This is a genomic window from Dolomitihabitans soli, assembly GCF_022213955.1.
Lineage (GTDB): Bacteria > Actinomycetota > Actinomycetes > Streptosporangiales > Streptosporangiaceae > Streptosporangium_A > Streptosporangium_A soli.
Genome location: NZ_JAKNTW010000001.1, coordinates 930,456 through 946,043, shown reverse-complemented (window position 1 = coordinate 946,043; position 15,588 = coordinate 930,456). Strand labels below are relative to the sequence as shown.

The 15,588-nt window shown below is 70.0% G+C and carries 11 protein-coding genes and 1 tRNA gene; 2 read left to right on the top strand and 10 right to left on the bottom strand.

Annotation, left to right across the window (positions count from 1 at the left end; translation table 11 throughout):
• The gene (locus MBA17_RS04265; RefSeq protein WP_455432686.1) at window positions 1-579 is read right to left on the bottom strand and encodes an ANTAR domain-containing response regulator; all 579 of its coding nucleotides are present in this window, start codon (window positions 577-579) and stop codon (window positions 1-3) included.
• A 112-nt stretch (window positions 580-691) separates the two neighbouring features.
• On the opposite strand from MBA17_RS04265, the gene MBA17_RS04260 reads away from it, so the two are divergent.
• Together MBA17_RS04260 and MBA17_RS04255 are read left to right on the top strand one after the other, a co-directional pair.
• Window positions 692-774, top strand: a tRNA-Leu gene (locus tag MBA17_RS04260).
• 157 nt (window positions 775-931) lie between these two features.
• On the top strand, window positions 932-1,288 hold the full coding sequence (locus MBA17_RS04255) for a VOC family protein (RefSeq protein ID WP_238494888.1): 357 nt from the start codon (window positions 932-934) through the stop codon (window positions 1,286-1,288).
• A 309-nt stretch (window positions 1,289-1,597) separates the two neighbouring features.
• On the opposite strand, the gene pyk is transcribed toward MBA17_RS04255, so the two are convergent.
• The 9 genes from pyk to lgt form a co-directional block, all read right to left on the bottom strand.
• The gene (pyk, locus tag MBA17_RS04250) at window positions 1,598-3,028 is read right to left on the bottom strand and encodes a pyruvate kinase (RefSeq protein WP_238494887.1); all 1,431 of its coding nucleotides are present in this window, start codon (window positions 3,026-3,028) and stop codon (window positions 1,598-1,600) included.
• Window positions 3,029-3,106: 78 nt separating this feature from the next.
• The gene (locus MBA17_RS04245) at window positions 3,107-3,481 is read right to left on the bottom strand and encodes a DUF2784 domain-containing protein (protein ID WP_238494886.1); all 375 of its coding nucleotides are present in this window, start codon (window positions 3,479-3,481) and stop codon (window positions 3,107-3,109) included.
• A 64-nt stretch (window positions 3,482-3,545) separates the two neighbouring features.
• Window positions 3,546-5,207, bottom strand: a complete 1,662-nt coding sequence (locus tag MBA17_RS04240) for a S8 family peptidase (protein ID WP_238494885.1) — start codon at window positions 5,205-5,207, stop codon at window positions 3,546-3,548.
• A 180-nt stretch (window positions 5,208-5,387) separates the two neighbouring features.
• On the bottom strand, window positions 5,388-6,872 hold the full coding sequence (locus MBA17_RS04235; RefSeq protein WP_238494884.1) for a glutamate synthase subunit beta: 1,485 nt from the start codon (window positions 6,870-6,872) through the stop codon (window positions 5,388-5,390).
• A 15-nt stretch (window positions 6,873-6,887) separates the two neighbouring features.
• Entirely contained in the window at window positions 6,888-11,396 is a 4,509-nt protein-coding gene (gene gltB / locus MBA17_RS04230) for a glutamate synthase large subunit (protein WP_238494883.1), read from the bottom strand.
• A 180-nt stretch (window positions 11,397-11,576) separates the two neighbouring features.
• Window positions 11,577-12,182 (bottom strand): hypothetical protein, encoded by a 606-nt coding sequence (locus tag MBA17_RS04225; RefSeq protein WP_238494882.1) that lies wholly within the window; start codon window positions 12,180-12,182, stop codon window positions 11,577-11,579.
• Between the two features lie 40 nt (window positions 12,183-12,222).
• Complete coding sequence (locus tag MBA17_RS04220) at window positions 12,223-13,194, bottom strand: hypothetical protein (RefSeq protein ID WP_238494881.1); 972 nt, start codon at window positions 13,192-13,194, stop codon at window positions 12,223-12,225.
• Window positions 13,195-13,583: 389 nt separating this feature from the next.
• Window positions 13,584-14,303 (bottom strand): VIT1/CCC1 transporter family protein, encoded by a 720-nt coding sequence (locus tag MBA17_RS04210; RefSeq protein WP_274384793.1) that lies wholly within the window; start codon window positions 14,301-14,303, stop codon window positions 13,584-13,586.
• A complete protein-coding gene (lgt, locus tag MBA17_RS04205) occupies window positions 14,300-15,568 on the bottom strand; it encodes a prolipoprotein diacylglyceryl transferase (RefSeq protein ID WP_238494879.1) in 1,269 nt (422 codons plus the stop codon). Before lgt ends, MBA17_RS04210 begins: the two co-directional genes overlap by 4 nt.
• Window positions 15,569-15,588 lie beyond the last annotated feature (20 nt).

Sequence of the window (15,588 nt, the reverse complement as noted above, 5' to 3'; positions counted from 1 at the left end):
TCAGCCCGCCGCCTCGTCCACCACGATCTGGGCCACCTGGCGCATGCTCAGCCTGCGGTCCATCGACGCCTTCTGGATCCACCTGAACGCCTGCGGCTCACTCCACCCGTGTTGCGCCATCAGCAACCCCTTGGCCCGCTCCACCAGCTTGCGCGTCTCCAGCCGGTCGGACAGCGTGCTGACCTCACGTTCCAGCGCCGCCATCTCGTCGTGCCTGCTGACCGCCATCTCGATCGCCGGCACCAGGTCGGACTTGGTGAACGGCTTGACCAGATAGGCCATCGCCCCCGCGTCGCGCGCCCGCTCCACCAGATCCCGCTGCGAGAACGCCGTCAGGATCAGGCAGGGGGCCACCCGTTCGGACACGATCCGCTCGGCGGCCGAGATCCCGTCCAGGATCGGCATCTTCACATCCAGGATCACCAGATCGGGCCGCAGTTCCATGGCGAGCTTGACCGCGCTCTCCCCGTCTCCCGCCTCCCCGACGACCGCATAGCCGTCCTCCTCCAGCATCTCCTTGAGATCGAGGCGGATCAGTGCCTCGTCTTCCGCGATCACCACTCGCCGCTGCGTACTCACGAGCAAGAGAGTACCGATGTCCGCTAGGCTTGGACCACGCTGGCGGCTACGGCCGGTCAAACTGTTGATCGCGCTGCAGCTGCGGGCTACAACCGGACGAGTCCGGATATATGCCGGAATGGTGGAATGGCATACACGAACGCCTCAAAAGCGTTTGTCCGCAAGGGCATGTGGGTTCGAATCCCACTTCCGGCACAGAGTTGATCGACGACCCTCGGTCGCAGGACACCGTGGTCTGTTCTGGTCAGAACAGACGCCCGGCGATGGCGCGGGCCCGCGTTTCGGAGCCGGGGAATGTGAACGGGCGCGGGTAAGGTCGTCAGCATCGACCAGGGACATGGGGGATGCCGCTATGACGGGTGAGGTCTCTTTCTTCGAGCTCGGCGTGGCCGACGCCAAGCGCGGGCGCGCCTTCTACGGCGGGCTGTTCGGCTGGACCTTCGAGTCGGGCGCGTCCGACAAGGGCTTCACGATCACGGCACCGAACCTCCCCGGCGGCATCCACAGCGGCGACCCGGGCGCGGGCCCATACCTGTTCTTCAAGGTCGACGACATGGACACGGCGCTCGCCCGCGTCCGCGAACTCGGCGGCATCATCGGCGACGCCGACGTGGAGGGCGACGAGGAGTCCATCGCCCGTTTCGGCCGCTTCGTGCTCTGCGAGGACGACCAGGGCTCCCCCTTCGGCCTCCACCAGCCTCCCGCCTGAGCCTTCGCTCCGCAGGACCATGACCTAGCTTCGCGGGGACGCCCCGGACGTCGGCGTCCGGCTCCTGAGCTCACTCTGGACGACCTGTCGTGGACGTTCGTACGCCACCCCCGGACAGCCGTGAGCGACTTCCCCAGATGGGCGCACACGGCTTCTCCGGTTTCAGGGAAGTGGAGCCGTGACGGCGGCCTGCCACGCGCGCTGGAGTGCCATGTGCCCACGGACCGCCACCGGCGGCGGCGCGTGGCGTTCACGTGGCTTGCCGTGCATCCACCACCCCACGGGTGATGGATGCACGGGGCGGAAAGGTCAGCTGGGGTGGGAGACGGCGGAGCCGATGGTGTGGACGCGCAGGGCGTTGGTGGAGCCGTGGCTGCCGGGAGGGGAGCCGGCCACGATGACGACCTTGTCGCCCTTCTCACACCGGCCCAGGGCCAGCAGGGAGGATTCGACCTGGCGGACCATGTCATCGGTGTGGTGGACGAAGGGGACGTGGAAGGTCTCGACGCCCCACGTGAGGGACAACTGGCCGCGGACGTGGGGAGAGGAGGTGAAGGCGACCAGCGGGATCGGGGAGCGGTAGCGGGCCAGACGGCGGGCCGTCTCACCGGACATGGTGAAGGCGACCAGGGCCTTGGCACCGACGATGGCGCCGACCTCGGCGGCGGCGCGGGCGATGGCGCCGCCGGTGGTCTCGGGCATGCGCTCCAGGGTGTGGGTGGCCTGGAGCGAGGCGCGCTCGGCGGCGCAGGCGATGCGGTCCATGGTGGCGACGGACTCGATCGGGTAGCTGCCGACGGAGGTCTCACCGGAGAGCATCACCGCGTCGGCGCCGTCCATGACGGCGTAGGCGACGTCGGAGGCCTCGGCGCGGGTGGGGCGCGGCGCGCTCATCATCGAGTCGAGCATCTGGGTGGCGACGATGACGGGGCGGGCCTTCTCCCGGCAGAGCTCGATCGCGCGCTTCTGCACGATGGGGACCTCTTCGAGCGGAAGCTCGACGCCGAGGTCGCCGCGGGCGACCATGATGCCGTCGAACGCCTCGACGATCTCGGGGAGCCGCTCGACGGCCTGCGGCTTCTCGATCTTGGCGAGCAGAGGGAGGCGGACGGCCTCCTGCTCCATGATGTTGCGGACCACGTCGGCGTCGGAGGGGCGGCGCACGAACGACAGGGCGATCATGTCGCAGCCGACGCGGAGCGCCCAGCGCAGGTCGGCCTCGTCCTTGTCGGTGAGGGCGGGGGCGCTGACGTTGATCCCGGGGAGGTTGAGACCCTTGTTGTCGGAGATCATGCCACCGATGACGACGCGGGTGGTGACACGCGGGCCGTCGACCCGGGTGACCTCCAGCACGACGCGGCCGTCGTCGACCAGGATGGTGTCGCCCGGGTGCACGTCACCAGGAAGGCCGGCGTACGTGGTGGAGACCTGTTCGCGGTCGCCGGGGACCTCTTCGGTGGTGATGGCGAAGACGTCGCCGAAACCGAGCCTGACCGGGCCTTCCTCGAACTTGCCGACACGGATCTTGGGGCCCTGGAGGTCGGCCAGCACTCCTACACCGCGGCCGAGGTCGGCCGCCGCCTCCCTCACCCTGTCGTAGATCTCCTTGTGCAGCTCGTGGCTGCCGTGGCTGAGGTTGAACCGTGCGACGTCCATCCCGGCCGCGATGAGCTCGCGGATGCGTTCGGGAGAGGAGGTGGCGGGGCCGAGGGTGCAGACAATCTTCGCGCGACGAGTCACGGGTCCTAGCCTAATTGGTACAGACCACTTGATGATGACGGTGGTCGTAGCGGGGTAGAAAATCTCGGTGACTTCACGCTATCTCATGGGGGCGAGACGTCGTGCACGGCGAAGGATCACGAAGCCGGTCCAGGAGACGAGCACGGCGGCGACCACCGCGAGCCTGACGAGGCCGGTGTACTCCTCCGGGTAGATGATCCCCTCGATGTAGTGATCGATGAAGCCGGTGGGCCGCAGCCCTTCGAGGCCCGCCTGGTGCCTGCCCCAGTTCTCCAGGGTTGTGAGCGGGCACACGACGCCGGTCGTGATGGAGACGAGCCCCCAGGCGGCCACGGCGAGATGGGCCCAGATCGTCCGTGGCAGGCGCCACGCGAGGAACCCGCCCAGCGCCATGTAGAGCAGGATGAGGAAGTGGACGACCATCGCCGTTTCCCCGACGACCCGATAGATCATGCGTCGACGCTAGATCGGGCGGGAGAACGGGGCATCCGCTTCCGTACTCAGGCCGGGATGAGTATCACCGCTCGATCGTCGCGGCGCGGGCGGCGTCGACCAGCCCCCGGCCGTAGAAGCCGTTCTTGTCGCGACCGCCCTCGCAGGTGTGGCTGGCCTCCTGCCCGGTGGCCTTGTAGGAGTGCGCGCGCGGCGAGGGACACTCCTTCTTGACGGCGCTCTCGTAGAGGAGCCGTTCGACGGTGTCGGGCTCCAGCGTGAGCCCGTCCTTGACCGGCTCGCCGAAGCGGCTGATCAGGATGGCCGCGACGCCGGTGGCGTGCGGGGCGGCCATCGAGGTGCCCTGCAGATACTGGTAGTAGGCACAGGTCGCGTCCTTGCAGTCGCGCACAACGGAGCTGGTCGTCGGCTTGCCGTCGCTGCCGATCAGCCCCTTCACGCGCAGCACGGCCTCCGGGGCCGCGGCGAGGATCGTGCGCGTCACGTCGGCTCCGCCGTCGCCGCCCGAGTCGCCGCCCGAGTCGTCGCCGCCGGGTGCGCTGAGGTCGCTCTGCTCGATGCCGTAGTCGGAGTAGTACGCCTTGGTGCCCGACGGGCCGACGGCGGTGACGGAGATGACGCCGTCGGACTCCGCGGGGACGTTGAGGCAGGTGTTGTCGATCTTGCGATTGCGTTCCTGGCCGGCCGGGTAGTCGGGGCTGGTGGCGTCGTTGCGCGGCTTGCCGAGGTCGGTCTGGCCGTTGCCGATCGCGCTGATCAGGGTCACCCCGCGGCTGCGCGCGTAGTCGAGGGCGCGCTGCATGCCGGTGATGATGCCGCGTTGTTCGAGCTGCTGGGCCTTGGTGTCGGCGGGGTTGTCCTTGCAGTTGAACAGCCAGGGGTCGATGTAGTAGCTCATGTTGACCACGTCGATGCCCGCGTCGGCCGCGTAGGCGAGGGCGTCCAGGCTGGGCTTGAGGAAGAACAGGCCGGAGTCCTGCCCCGCCCGCAGGTTGACCAGGGTGACGTTGGGGGCGACGCCGGCCATCCCCAGGCCGTTGAGCGGGGAGCCGATGGTGCTGGCGACGTGGGTGCCGTGCCCGTCGTCGTCCGCGTCGACCGGGTCCACGCAGCCGGCGTGCTCGCAGGGTCCGTCGAGTTTCTCGCCGCCCGGGTCGGTGGGCTTGTCGACGACGAAGTTACGGCTCCGCTCGCGGTCGAAGTTGGGGGCGATGTCGGGGTGGTTGCCGTCGACGCCGGTGTCGATGATGCCGACGAGCACCTTCTTGGAGCCGGGGGCGTCCTTGTAGGACTTGTCGGCGGTGGCGCCGATCATCTTCATGTCCCACTGCCGGTCGGCGAGGGGGTCGGGGACCGGGTCGGCGACGACGGCCTTCTGTACGAGGTCCTTGTCGACGGCGGGCACGGCGGCGGGCACGGCCCGGACGGCGGTCGCGGTGCCGATCTTCTTGTCGGTGGAGACGCCCACGATCGCGTCGCTGCGCCCGAGGGCCTCCACGAAGGCGTTCCCCGCGCCCTTGGCGACCAGGTAGCCGAGCCGTGCGTCGCGGGACACCTCGGTCCCGCCCGCGTCCCTGACGGCCCGCTCGGCGCCGGCCTTGGCCCCTTCGGCGTAGAACACCAGGTATTCACGGACCGGCTCGGCGGCCGACACCGCCGTGGACCCGGCCATCGCCAGTACCGCCGCCGTGACCACGCGGGCCAGGCGCCTGCTCCCCCGGTTCATCGCATCCTCCCCGCCGGACCACCCAGAGAAGCCATCTTTTCAGCTCAACGTCCCCCCAAGCGCCAGCACTTGGTGCTTTTTCCCACTATGTACGGCTTGCGGCACCATACCCACGAACCAGCATAGGAGCGCGCCCTCCCGGGAAGGGGAGGGCGCGCCCCGCGGTTCAGAATCGGTTGATCACACGAGCGGACGCGCGGTCGGCGGGATCGCGACCGGCAGCGCCGTCTGACCGGTGAGGTACCGGTCGGCCGCCGCGGCGGCGGAACGGCCCTCGGCGATCGCCCAGACGATCAGCGACTGCCCCCGTCCCATGTCCCCCGCGACGAATACGCCATCTATGCCGGACATATACGACTTATCGCGCTTGACATTGCTTCGGGCGTCGAAGAACCCCTCCGGATCCCCCGACAGTTCGGCGAGGTCGGTGAGCAGCGCGCCCTTCTCCGGGCCGAGGAAGCCCATCGAGAGCGTGACCAGCTCGGCCGGGATCTCCCTCTCGGTGCCGGGGATCGGCTTGAACCCGCCCTGCGGCCCTTCGACCTCGACCAGGCGGAGCGCCCGGACGTTGCCCGCGGCGTCCCCGACGAACTCCGTCGTGGAGACCGCGTAGACCCGGTCGCCGCCGTTGTCGGCGAGCTCCTCGTGGGCGCTCTCCGTCTTGAACAGGATGGGGAACGTCGGCCACGGCTGGTGCCCCGGCCTGAGCTCCGGCGGCTGCGGCATGATCTCCAGCTGGGTGACCGAGGCGGCCCCCTGCCGCAGGGCTGTGCCGATGCAGTCGGCCCCGGTGTCGCCGCCGCCGATCACCACCACGTGCTTGCCCTCGGCGGAGATCGGCGAGACGGTGTAGTCGCCCTCCTGCACCTTGTTCGACGGCGGGAGGTACTCCATCGCCTGGTAGACGCCGCCCAGCTCGCGCCCGGTCACCGGCAGGTCGCGCCAGGCCGTGGCGCCGCCCGCGAGCACGACGGCGTCGTACTCGGCCTGGAGCCCGGCCGCCGTGACGTCCACGCCGACGTTGACGCCGGCCCTGAACTCGGTGCCCTCGGCCCGCATCTGCGCGAGCCGGCGGTCGATGTGCCGCTTCTCCATCTTGAACTCGGGGATGCCGTACCGCAGCAGCCCGCCGATCCGGTCGGCCCGCTCGAAGACCACGACGTCGTGTCCCGCACGGGTGAGCTGCTGGGCCGCGGCGAGCCCCGCCGGGCCGGAGCCGACGACCGCGACCCGCTTGCCGGTCTTGGTCGCGGGCGGCTGGGCGGTCACCCAGCCCTCGTCGAAGGCCCTGTCGATGATCTCGACCTCGACCCGCTTGATCGCCACCGGGTCGGAGTTGATGCCCAGCACGCACGCCGCCTCGCACGGGGCGGGGCACAGCCTCCCGGTGAACTCCGGGAAGTTGTTGGTCGCGTGCAACCGCTCGATCGCCTCGCGCCAGTCGTCGCGGTAGACCAGGTCGTTCCACTCGGGGATGAGGTTCCCCAGCGGGCAGCCGTTGTGACAGAACGGGATGCCGCAGTCCATGCAGCGCGCGGCCTGCTTGTTCAGCGCGGGCGCGGGGAAGTCCTCGTACACCTCGCGCCAGTCGCGGATCCGGACGTCGATCGGGCGGCGGGCCGGCAGCTCGCGTCCGTGAGTGAGGAAACCCTTCGGGTCAGCCATCGGTGAAAACCCCCCTTATCCGTGAACGGCGGTCATGACCGCCTCGTCGATGTCGCGGCCCTCGGCCTCGGCGGAGGCCCGCGCCGCGAGCACCCGCTTGTAGTCGCGAGGCATGATCTTGCCGAACCGGGCGAGCGAGGCGTCCCAGTCGGCGAGCAGCGACTTGGCCACCGTGGAACCGGTCTCGGCCAGGTGCCGCTCGACGATCTCCCGCAGGAACTCCGTGTCGGACGTCTCCAGCGCCTCGATCTCCACCATCTCGCGGTTGACCCGCGCCGGGTTGAGGTCGAGCACGTAGGCGATGCCGCCCGACATGCCCGCCGCGAAGTTGCGGCCGGTCGGGCCGATGACCACGGCCTTGCCACCGGTCATGTACTCGCAGCCGTGGTCGCCGACGCCCTCGACGACGGCGGTGGCGCCGGAGTTCCGGACGCAGAACCGCTCCCCGACGACACCCCGGACGAACACCTCGCCCGAGGTCGCGCCGTACAGGCCGACGTTGCCGGAGATGACCTGGGTCTCGGCCGCGAACGGCGAGTCGTCGTGCGGCCGCACGGTGAGCCGGCCGCCCGACAGGCCCTTGCCCAGGTAGTCGTTGGCGTCGCCGGTGAGCCGCAGGGTGATCCCGCGCGGCACGAAGGCCCCGAAGGAGTTGCCCGCGCTGCCCCGCAGCGACACGTCGATCGTGTTCTCGGGCAGGCCCTCGCCGCCGTACCGCTTGGTGACCTCGTAGCCGAGCATGGTGCCGACCGTGCGGTTGACGTTGCGGATGGGCAGTTCGAGGGTGACCCGCTCGCCCAGGCGCAGCGCGCCCTCGGCGAGCTGGATGAGCGTGTTGTCCAGCGCCCGGTCCAGGCCGTGGTCCTGCACCTGGGTACGGCGCAGCGGCGTGCCCGCGGGCAGGTCGGGGCGGTGCAGGATCGGCGCGAGGTCGAGCCCCGCCGCCTTCCAGTGATCCTTGGCGACCTCGGTGTCCAGCAGTTCGCTGTGCCCGATGGCCTCCTCCAGCGTGCGGAAGCCCAGCTCGGCGAGGTACTCGCGGATCTCCTGGGCGATGAACTCGAAGAAGTTGACCACGAACTCGGGCTTGCCGGAGAACCTCTTGCGCAGTTCGGGGTTCTGGGTGGCCACCCCGACCGGGCAGGTGTCCAGGTGGCAGACGCGCATCATCACGCAGCCCGACACCACCAGGGGCGCGGTGGCGAAGCCGTACTCCTCGGCGCCGAGGAGCGCGGCGATGACCACGTCGCGGCCCGTCTTGAGCTGGCCGTCGACCTGGACCACGATGCGGTCGCGCAGGCCGTTGAGCAGCAGGGTCTGCTGCGTCTCGGCGAGCCCGAGCTCCCACGGCGCGCCCGCGTGCTTGACGCTGGTCAGCGGGGAGGCGCCGGTGCCGCCGTCGTGACCGGAGATCAGCACGACGTCGGCGTGAGCCTTGGACACGCCCGCCGCGACCGTGCCAACGCCGACCTCGGCCACCAGCTTGACGTGCACGCGGGAGGCCGGGTTGGAGTTCTTCAGGTCGTGGATGAGCTGGGCGAGGTCCTCGATGGAGTAGATGTCGTGGTGCGGCGGCGGCGAGATGAGGCCGACGCCCGGAGTGGAGTGCCGGGTCTTGGCGATCCACGGGTAGACCTTGTGGCCCGGGAGCTGGCCGCCCTCGCCCGGCTTGGCGCCCTGGGCCATCTTGATCTGCAGGTCGGCGGCGTTCACCAGGTATTCGCTGGTCACGCCGAACCTGCCGCTGGCCACCTGCTTGATCGCGCTGCGCCGCTCGGGGTCGTACAGCCGCTCCGGGTCCTCGCCGCCCTCACCGGTGTTGGACTTGCCGCCCAGCCGGTTCATCGCGATGGCGAGGGTCTCGTGCGCCTCCATGGAGATCGACCCGTAGGACATGGCGCCGGTCGAGAACCTCTTGACGATGCTCTCGACGGGCTCGACCTCGTCGATCGGGATCGGGGTGCCCTTACGCAGCCGGAACAGGCCGCGCAGGGTCATCAGCTTCTCGGCCTGGGAGTCGACGAGGCCGGTGTACTCCTTGAAGATCTCGTACTTCCTGCTGCGGGTCGCGTGCTGCAGCTTGAAGACGGTCTCGGGGCTGAACAGGTGCGGCTCGCCCTCGCGCCGCCACTGGTACTCCCCGCCGACCTCCAGACGCCGGTGCGCGTTCTCGGCACGCGGGTAGGCCCGGCGGTGCCGCTCGGCGACCTCCCTGGCGACCACGGCGAAGCCGACCCCGCCCAGGCGGGAGGTGGTGCCGGAGAAGCAGGCGTCGATGATCTCCTGGCCCAGGCCGAGCGCCTCGAAGATCTGCGCGCCGGTGTAGGAGGCGACCGTGGAGACGCCCATCTTGGACATGACCTTCAGCACGCCCTTGCCGTACGCCTTGATCAGGTTGCGCACGGCCTTGTGCGGGTCGAGGTCCAGACCGCCGTTGGCGATCATGTCCTCGACCGTCTCGATGGCGAGGTAGGGGTTGACCGCCGAGGCGCCGTAGCCGACGAGCAGCGCCATGTGGTGGCACTCGCGCGCCTCACCGGTCTCGATCACCAGGCCGACCCGGGTGCGGGTCTTCTCGTGGATGAGGTGGTGGTGCACCGCGCCGGTGAGCATCAGCGACGGGATCGCCGCCTTCGCCGCGGACGAGCCGCGGTCGGACAGGACGATGATCCGCGCGCCGTCCGCGATGGCCTGCGAGACCTCGGAGCAGATCTCCTCCAGCCGGTGCAGCAGCGCCTCGCCGCCCCCGCTCACCTGGTAGAGCCCGGAGACCACGTACGGCTGGAAGCCCGGCAGGGCGCCCTCGTCGTTGATGTGGATCATCTTCGCGAGCTCGTCGTTGTCGATCACCGGGTACGGCAGGACGAGACGGCGGCAGGAGGCCGCGCCCGGTTCGAGCAGGTTGCCCTCCGGCCCGATCGTCGACTGCAGCGAGGTGACGAGTTCTTCGCGGATGGCGTCCAGCGGCGGGTTGGTGACCTGTGCGAAGAGCTGGCTGAAGTAGTCGAACAGCAGCCGCGGCTTCTCGCTCAGCACCGCGACCGGGGTGTCGGTGCCCATCGAGCCGATCGGCTCGGCCCCGCTCGTGGCCATCGGCGCGAGGATGATCCGCAGCTCCTCCTCGGTGTAACCGAAGGTCTGCTGCCGCTTGACCAGCGCCTCGTGCGTGGGGATCTCGTGCGCGCGCGCCGGCAGCTCCTCGAAACGGACCAGCCCGGCGTGCAGCCACTCCTCGTACGGCAGGGCCGCGGCGAGCTCCGCCTTGACCTCGTCGTCTTCGATGATCTTGCCGCGGGCGGTGTCGACGAGGAACATCTTGCCCGGCTGGAGCCGGCCCTTGCGGACGACGTCCTCCGGGGCGATGTCGAGCACGCCGGCCTCGGAGGCCAGCACGACCAGCCCGTCGGCGGTCACCCAGAACCGGCCGGGGCGCAGGCCGTTGCGGTCGAGCACGGCGCCGACGAGGGTGCCGTCGGAGAAGGTGATGGACGCGGGGCCGTCCCACGCCTCCATCAGCGTGGAGTGGAACTCGTAGAAGGCCCGCCGCGCGGGATCCATCTCCGTGTGGTTCTCCCACGCCTCGGGAATCATCATGAGCACGGAGTGCGGAAGGCTGCGACCGCCGAGGTGGAGCAGTTCCAGGCACTCGTCGAAGGAGGCCGTGTCGGAGGCGTCCGGGTCACAGATGGGGAAAAGTCGCGACATGTCGCCCGGGATGAGACCGGTGTCGAGCATCGCCTCGCGGGCCCGCATCCAGTTCCTGTTGCCCTTGACGGTGTTGATCTCGCCGTTGTGCGCGACGTACCGGTAGGGGTGGGCCAGCGGCCACGACGGGAACGTGTTCGTCGAGAAACGCGAGTGGACCAGCGAGATGGCGCTCTCGTAGCGCTCGTCCGACAGGTCGGGGAAGAACGGCTCAAGCTGCGGAGTCGTCAGCATGCCCTTGTAGACGATGGTCCTCGCGCTCAGCGAGGGGAAGTAGACGTCCACCTCGTGCTCGGCCCGCTTGCGCAGGCAGAAGACCAGCCGGTCGAGCTCCAGCCCGGACTCGCCCCCGGGCGAACTCACGAAGAGCTGCTTGAAGAACGGCATGACGGCGCGGGCGCTCGGCCCGGCGTGCGCGATGTCGACCGGCACGTCGCGCCAGCCGAGCACGGTCAGGCCCTCCTCGGCGGCGATCTCCTCGATCATCCGCACGCCGATCTCCCTGGCCTGCGGATCCGACGGCATGAAGGCGATACCGGCGGCATAGGCCCCCGCTTGCGGAAGCCCGAAGTCCGTCACCGCGCGCAGGAAGGCGTCAGGGATCTGCGTCAGGATCCCGGCTCCGTCGCCGGTGTCCGGCTCGCTCCCCTTGGCCCCCCGGTGATCGAGATTGCAGAGCGCCGTCAAAGCCTTCGCGACGATTCCGTGACTACGTCGTCCGGCCACGTCGGCCACCATGGCGACACCGCAGGCGTCATGCTCGTTCGCGGGGTGGTACAGGCCCTGAGGCTCGGGGAACCCGAGGCGGGCAGCAGGCATTGAATCCCTCCCGTCGTCTTCGTCTGCTGGATGCTGAGGCGAGGGACGACGTTGGCCCTGCTGCGATTGTGGGTAGAGGTTACCTCACACTGCCGGATTAGTGCCCACCCGGTCCGCAACGCGAACATTCTGCGGGATGGGAGCTCATGTCTGTGATGGTAGAACAGGAAGCGGGCCGGGTCAGCCGGCGTCGACGACGCGCTGGTTGACGGCCCGCCCCACAGTGTCGAGTGCGACCTGGTGGTAGGTGAGGTCGACGTTGCCCTTACCGCCCACCGGGGCGACCCAGCCCACGGTCACATAGTGCCCGAGGGCCCTGGCCTGTGCCCGGCTGCGGGTGCCGTCGAAGTCCGGCGGCTGATCGGCTGCCAGCCGTACGAAGCCGCCGGCGGGCTCAAGCGCGGCGACCAGCCGGTCGGCGGCGGCCGCGTCGGGCAGGTTGAACACCGTGAACTGGCCCGACACCTTGCCGTCCGGCGTGCCGTAACGGGCCCGCATGACCTGGTTGCAGCCCTTGACGGCCTCGGTGGCGGCGGTCCCCCACACCGCCTCCACGCAGTCGGTGAGCGCCTCCGTGCCCTGGCGCGCCAGGGTGACCCGGCCGGAGGTGACGGTGCTCGCCGCGAAGACCTCCTGGACCGTCAGCGGTTCCGGGTCGAGCACGCGGGTGGCGATCGGCGCATAGACGGCGGACGTGCGCTCACCGCGGAAGGCGGCGGCCCTCGGCGGATCCCCGGCGGTCAGCCAGACGACGGCGGTGGCGCCGGCGAGCAGCACGAAGGCCACGGCTAGGATGATGAGTCGGAAACGGGTGACCATGATGTGCCTATTGTGATGGCTTCGCCGAGGGGCCCGTGATGTCGACTATTCTCCGGTAGACGGCCTTCTCCGCTCCTCTGACCGCCAGTGACAACGTGACGAAGTCGTCGCCTGCGGCGGGATCGGCGCCGTCGGCCTTGGCCAGCCAGACGAGCCCCGCGTAGTGACCCATCGCGTGGCCGCTCGCCTCGGTGTAGCCGTCGGCGGGGAAGGCGGCCTTCTTCGACGGGAGGGCCTGGGTCCAACCGCCTCGGTGCTGGGTCTCCATCGCCTCCACCAGGCCGTCCGCGGCCTGCGTGTCACGCAGGTTGAACAGGGTGTACTGCGCCACGTAGCGCTTGTCGGCGCTCGTGTACAGCCCGCGTACGGCCTGCGTGCACTCCGCCTCGGCGAGTTCCTCGGTGAGGGCCGCTCCCCATGCCACCGAGGCGCAGTCGTCGAGGCGGCTGCTGACGAGCTTCAGTGTGACATGCCCTGATTTGAGGGTCTTCGTCGCGAAGACTTCCTTCACGGTCAGGGCCTTGGCGTCCGACGTGCGCTCCCCGACGGGCGCGAACAGCTTGGGCGAGGTCCAGCCCTGGTAGGAGTCGGGACGCGGCATCTCGAAGCCGACGGCGGCGCTGGTCTGGTCGGTGCCCACACCCCCGCCGAGCGAGGCCACCGCGATGGTGAGCGACACGGCGCCCACCACGATGCCCACAGCCACGGTCACGATCTTCAACAACCGCTCCTGGCGGTGGTTGAGCCCGAACCTGGCCAGGAAGTTCTCGTCCTCTTCGTCCACCGCGCGGCGGGTGCGCACGGACGCGCCCTCGTCGGCCGCCCCGCGGCGTGCCGATACGGACCCCGCCGGTACGTGCGCGGAGCCGGCCTCATCGGCCATGCCGCGGTGTTCGTGCGCTTCGTGCGCTTCGTGCGCGGTGCCGGCCTCCTCGGCCACCGCACCGCGGGGGCGCCAGGAGCCCCCCTCCTCAGTCATCCCGTAAGGGTCGGGAACGAAGCCCTCCTCCTCGGCCGGAGACTTCCGCCGGCGTCGGCGTCCGGGACTCGCCTCCTCGGCCTGAGCCGTCCGGCGGCGTTGACGCCCGGAGTGCTCCTCCTCCGGCGCGGCCCCCCGGCGACGCCTGCTCGCGGAGCCCTCCTCCTCTGCCGGAGACCTGCGCCGGCGCCTGCCCCCGGAGCCCGGCTCCTCCACCGGAGCCGCCCCGCGACGGGCCCCCGCAGGGCCGTCTTCCTCGTCCGGACCCGCCCCGCGAGGCCAGTCCTCCGAGCCCTCGTCCACCACCGGAGCCGTCCGGCGACCGGTGTCCCCCAAGCCCGTTTCCCCGGCCGGCGGCCTACGCCGGCGCCTGCCCCCCGACTCCCGGCTCACAGTCCGTTCCCCCCGATCAGTGAGCCGAGCCCGAAGGTGAGGGCGGCGGCGACGGCTCCGACCATGAGCTGGCGCAGCCCGCTGTACCACCAGTTCCTGGCGGTCACCCTGGACACCAGCGCGCCCGCGCCGAACAACGCCAGGCACGAGATCACGGCCGACACCCAAAGGCTGCTGACGCCCACCAGGTAAGGAACCAGCGGCAGGATCGCGCCCACGGCGAAAGAGAAGAAGGACGACACGGCGGCCAGCCTCGGCGACGGCAGATCTCCCGGCTCGACGCCGAACTCCGCCCTGGCGTGAACCTTGAGCGCTTCGTCGGGGTTCCTGGAGATCTGCCTGGCGACCTCTGCGGCGAGGCCGGGATCGACACCGCGCTGCTCGTAGCTCTCCGCGAGCTCGCGCTCCTCTTCCTTGGGGTGCCGTTCGATCTCACGCCGCTCCACCGCGATCTCGGCGAGGGCGAGCTCACGCTGGCTGGCCACCGAGACGAACTCGCCCCCGGCCATCGAGAACGCGCCGGCGGCCAGGCCCGCGACGCCTGCCAGGGCGATGACCCGGGTGTTCGACGTGCCTCCGGCGACACCGGCGATCAGTGCGAAGTTCGACACCAGGCCGTCCATCGCTCCGAACACCGACGGCCGGAGCCAACCTCCGGTGACATCGCGGTGCTCATGGTGGTTCTCGGCACGCCCCCCCGAGCCGGACCGGGTCATTTCTTGCCGGCCTCGCTCTCGGCTCCGACCGGCGCCTTGTCGCTCTTGTCGGCCTGGTCATCGTCGTGCGCCGGATCGGGCGAAACACCCGTAGACGCCACCTCAGCCCGCTCACCGGCCGATTCCTCATCAGCCTGGTCATCGTCGTGCGCCGGATCAGGTGAAACACCCGCAGACGCCACCTCAGCCCGCTCACCGGCCGATTCCTCATCAGCCTGGTCATCGTCGTGCGCCGGATCAGGTGAAACACCCGCAGACGCCACCTCAGCCCGCTCACCGGCCGATTCCTCATCAGCCTGATCGCCATCATGCGCGGGGTCGGGTGCGGCGGCGGCGGCCGTGTGCGGCGCGTCGTCGTCCTTCCCGGAGCCGGTGGCCGTGTTCTCCGCGTCGGCGTCGGCCTGGTCCGCGGTGTGCGCGGGGTCGACGTCGTCTCCGGGATCGGGCACCACGCCGAGGGACTCCTCGGTGCTCTTGTTCCGGGTGAGCCAGAAGTAGGCCACCGCGCCGATGAACAGCACGATCGAGGTCCACTGGTTGAGCCGCATGCCGAGGATCTCGTTGGCCGGGTCGACCCGCAGCCCTTCGATCCAGAACCTGCCCACGGTGTAGCCGGCGACGTAGAGCGCGAACAGACGGCCGTGGCGCAGCGCGAACCGGCTACCGATCCAGATCAGCGCCAGACCGAGTCCGAGGTCCCAGATCGACTCATACAGGAACGCCGGATGGTAGGTGGCCTCACCTGGGATCGTGCCGGGGCGGCCGGGCTCGATCTCCAGCGCCCACGGCAGATCGGTCGGGCCGCCGAACAGCTCCTGGTTGAAGTAGTTGCCCCAGCGGCCGATCGCCTGGGCGATCACAATGCCGGGGGCGATCGTGTCCGCCACGGCGCTCAGCGAGATGCCACGCCGCCTGCAGGCGATCCAGACACCCACCCCGCCGAGCGCGACGGCACCCCAGATGCCGAGGCCGCCGTTCCAGATGAACAGCGCCTCGATCGGCTCGTTGGGCGCGTCGGGCCCGAAGTAGAGCTGCCAGTCGCTGATGACGTGGTAGAGCCGACCGCCGACCAGGCCGAACGGGACGGCCCAGACCGCGAGATCGATGATCGTGCCTGGCGCGCCGCCGCGGGCGCGCCAGCGGCGTTCGCCGAGCCAGACGGCGACGACGACGCCGAGCATGATGCACAGAGCGTAAGCCCGCAGGGGGACCGGTCCGAGGTACCAGACCCCCTCGGGCGGGCTGGGAATCGAGGCGAGGGGCATGTCAGGTGAGATTAGCGTGT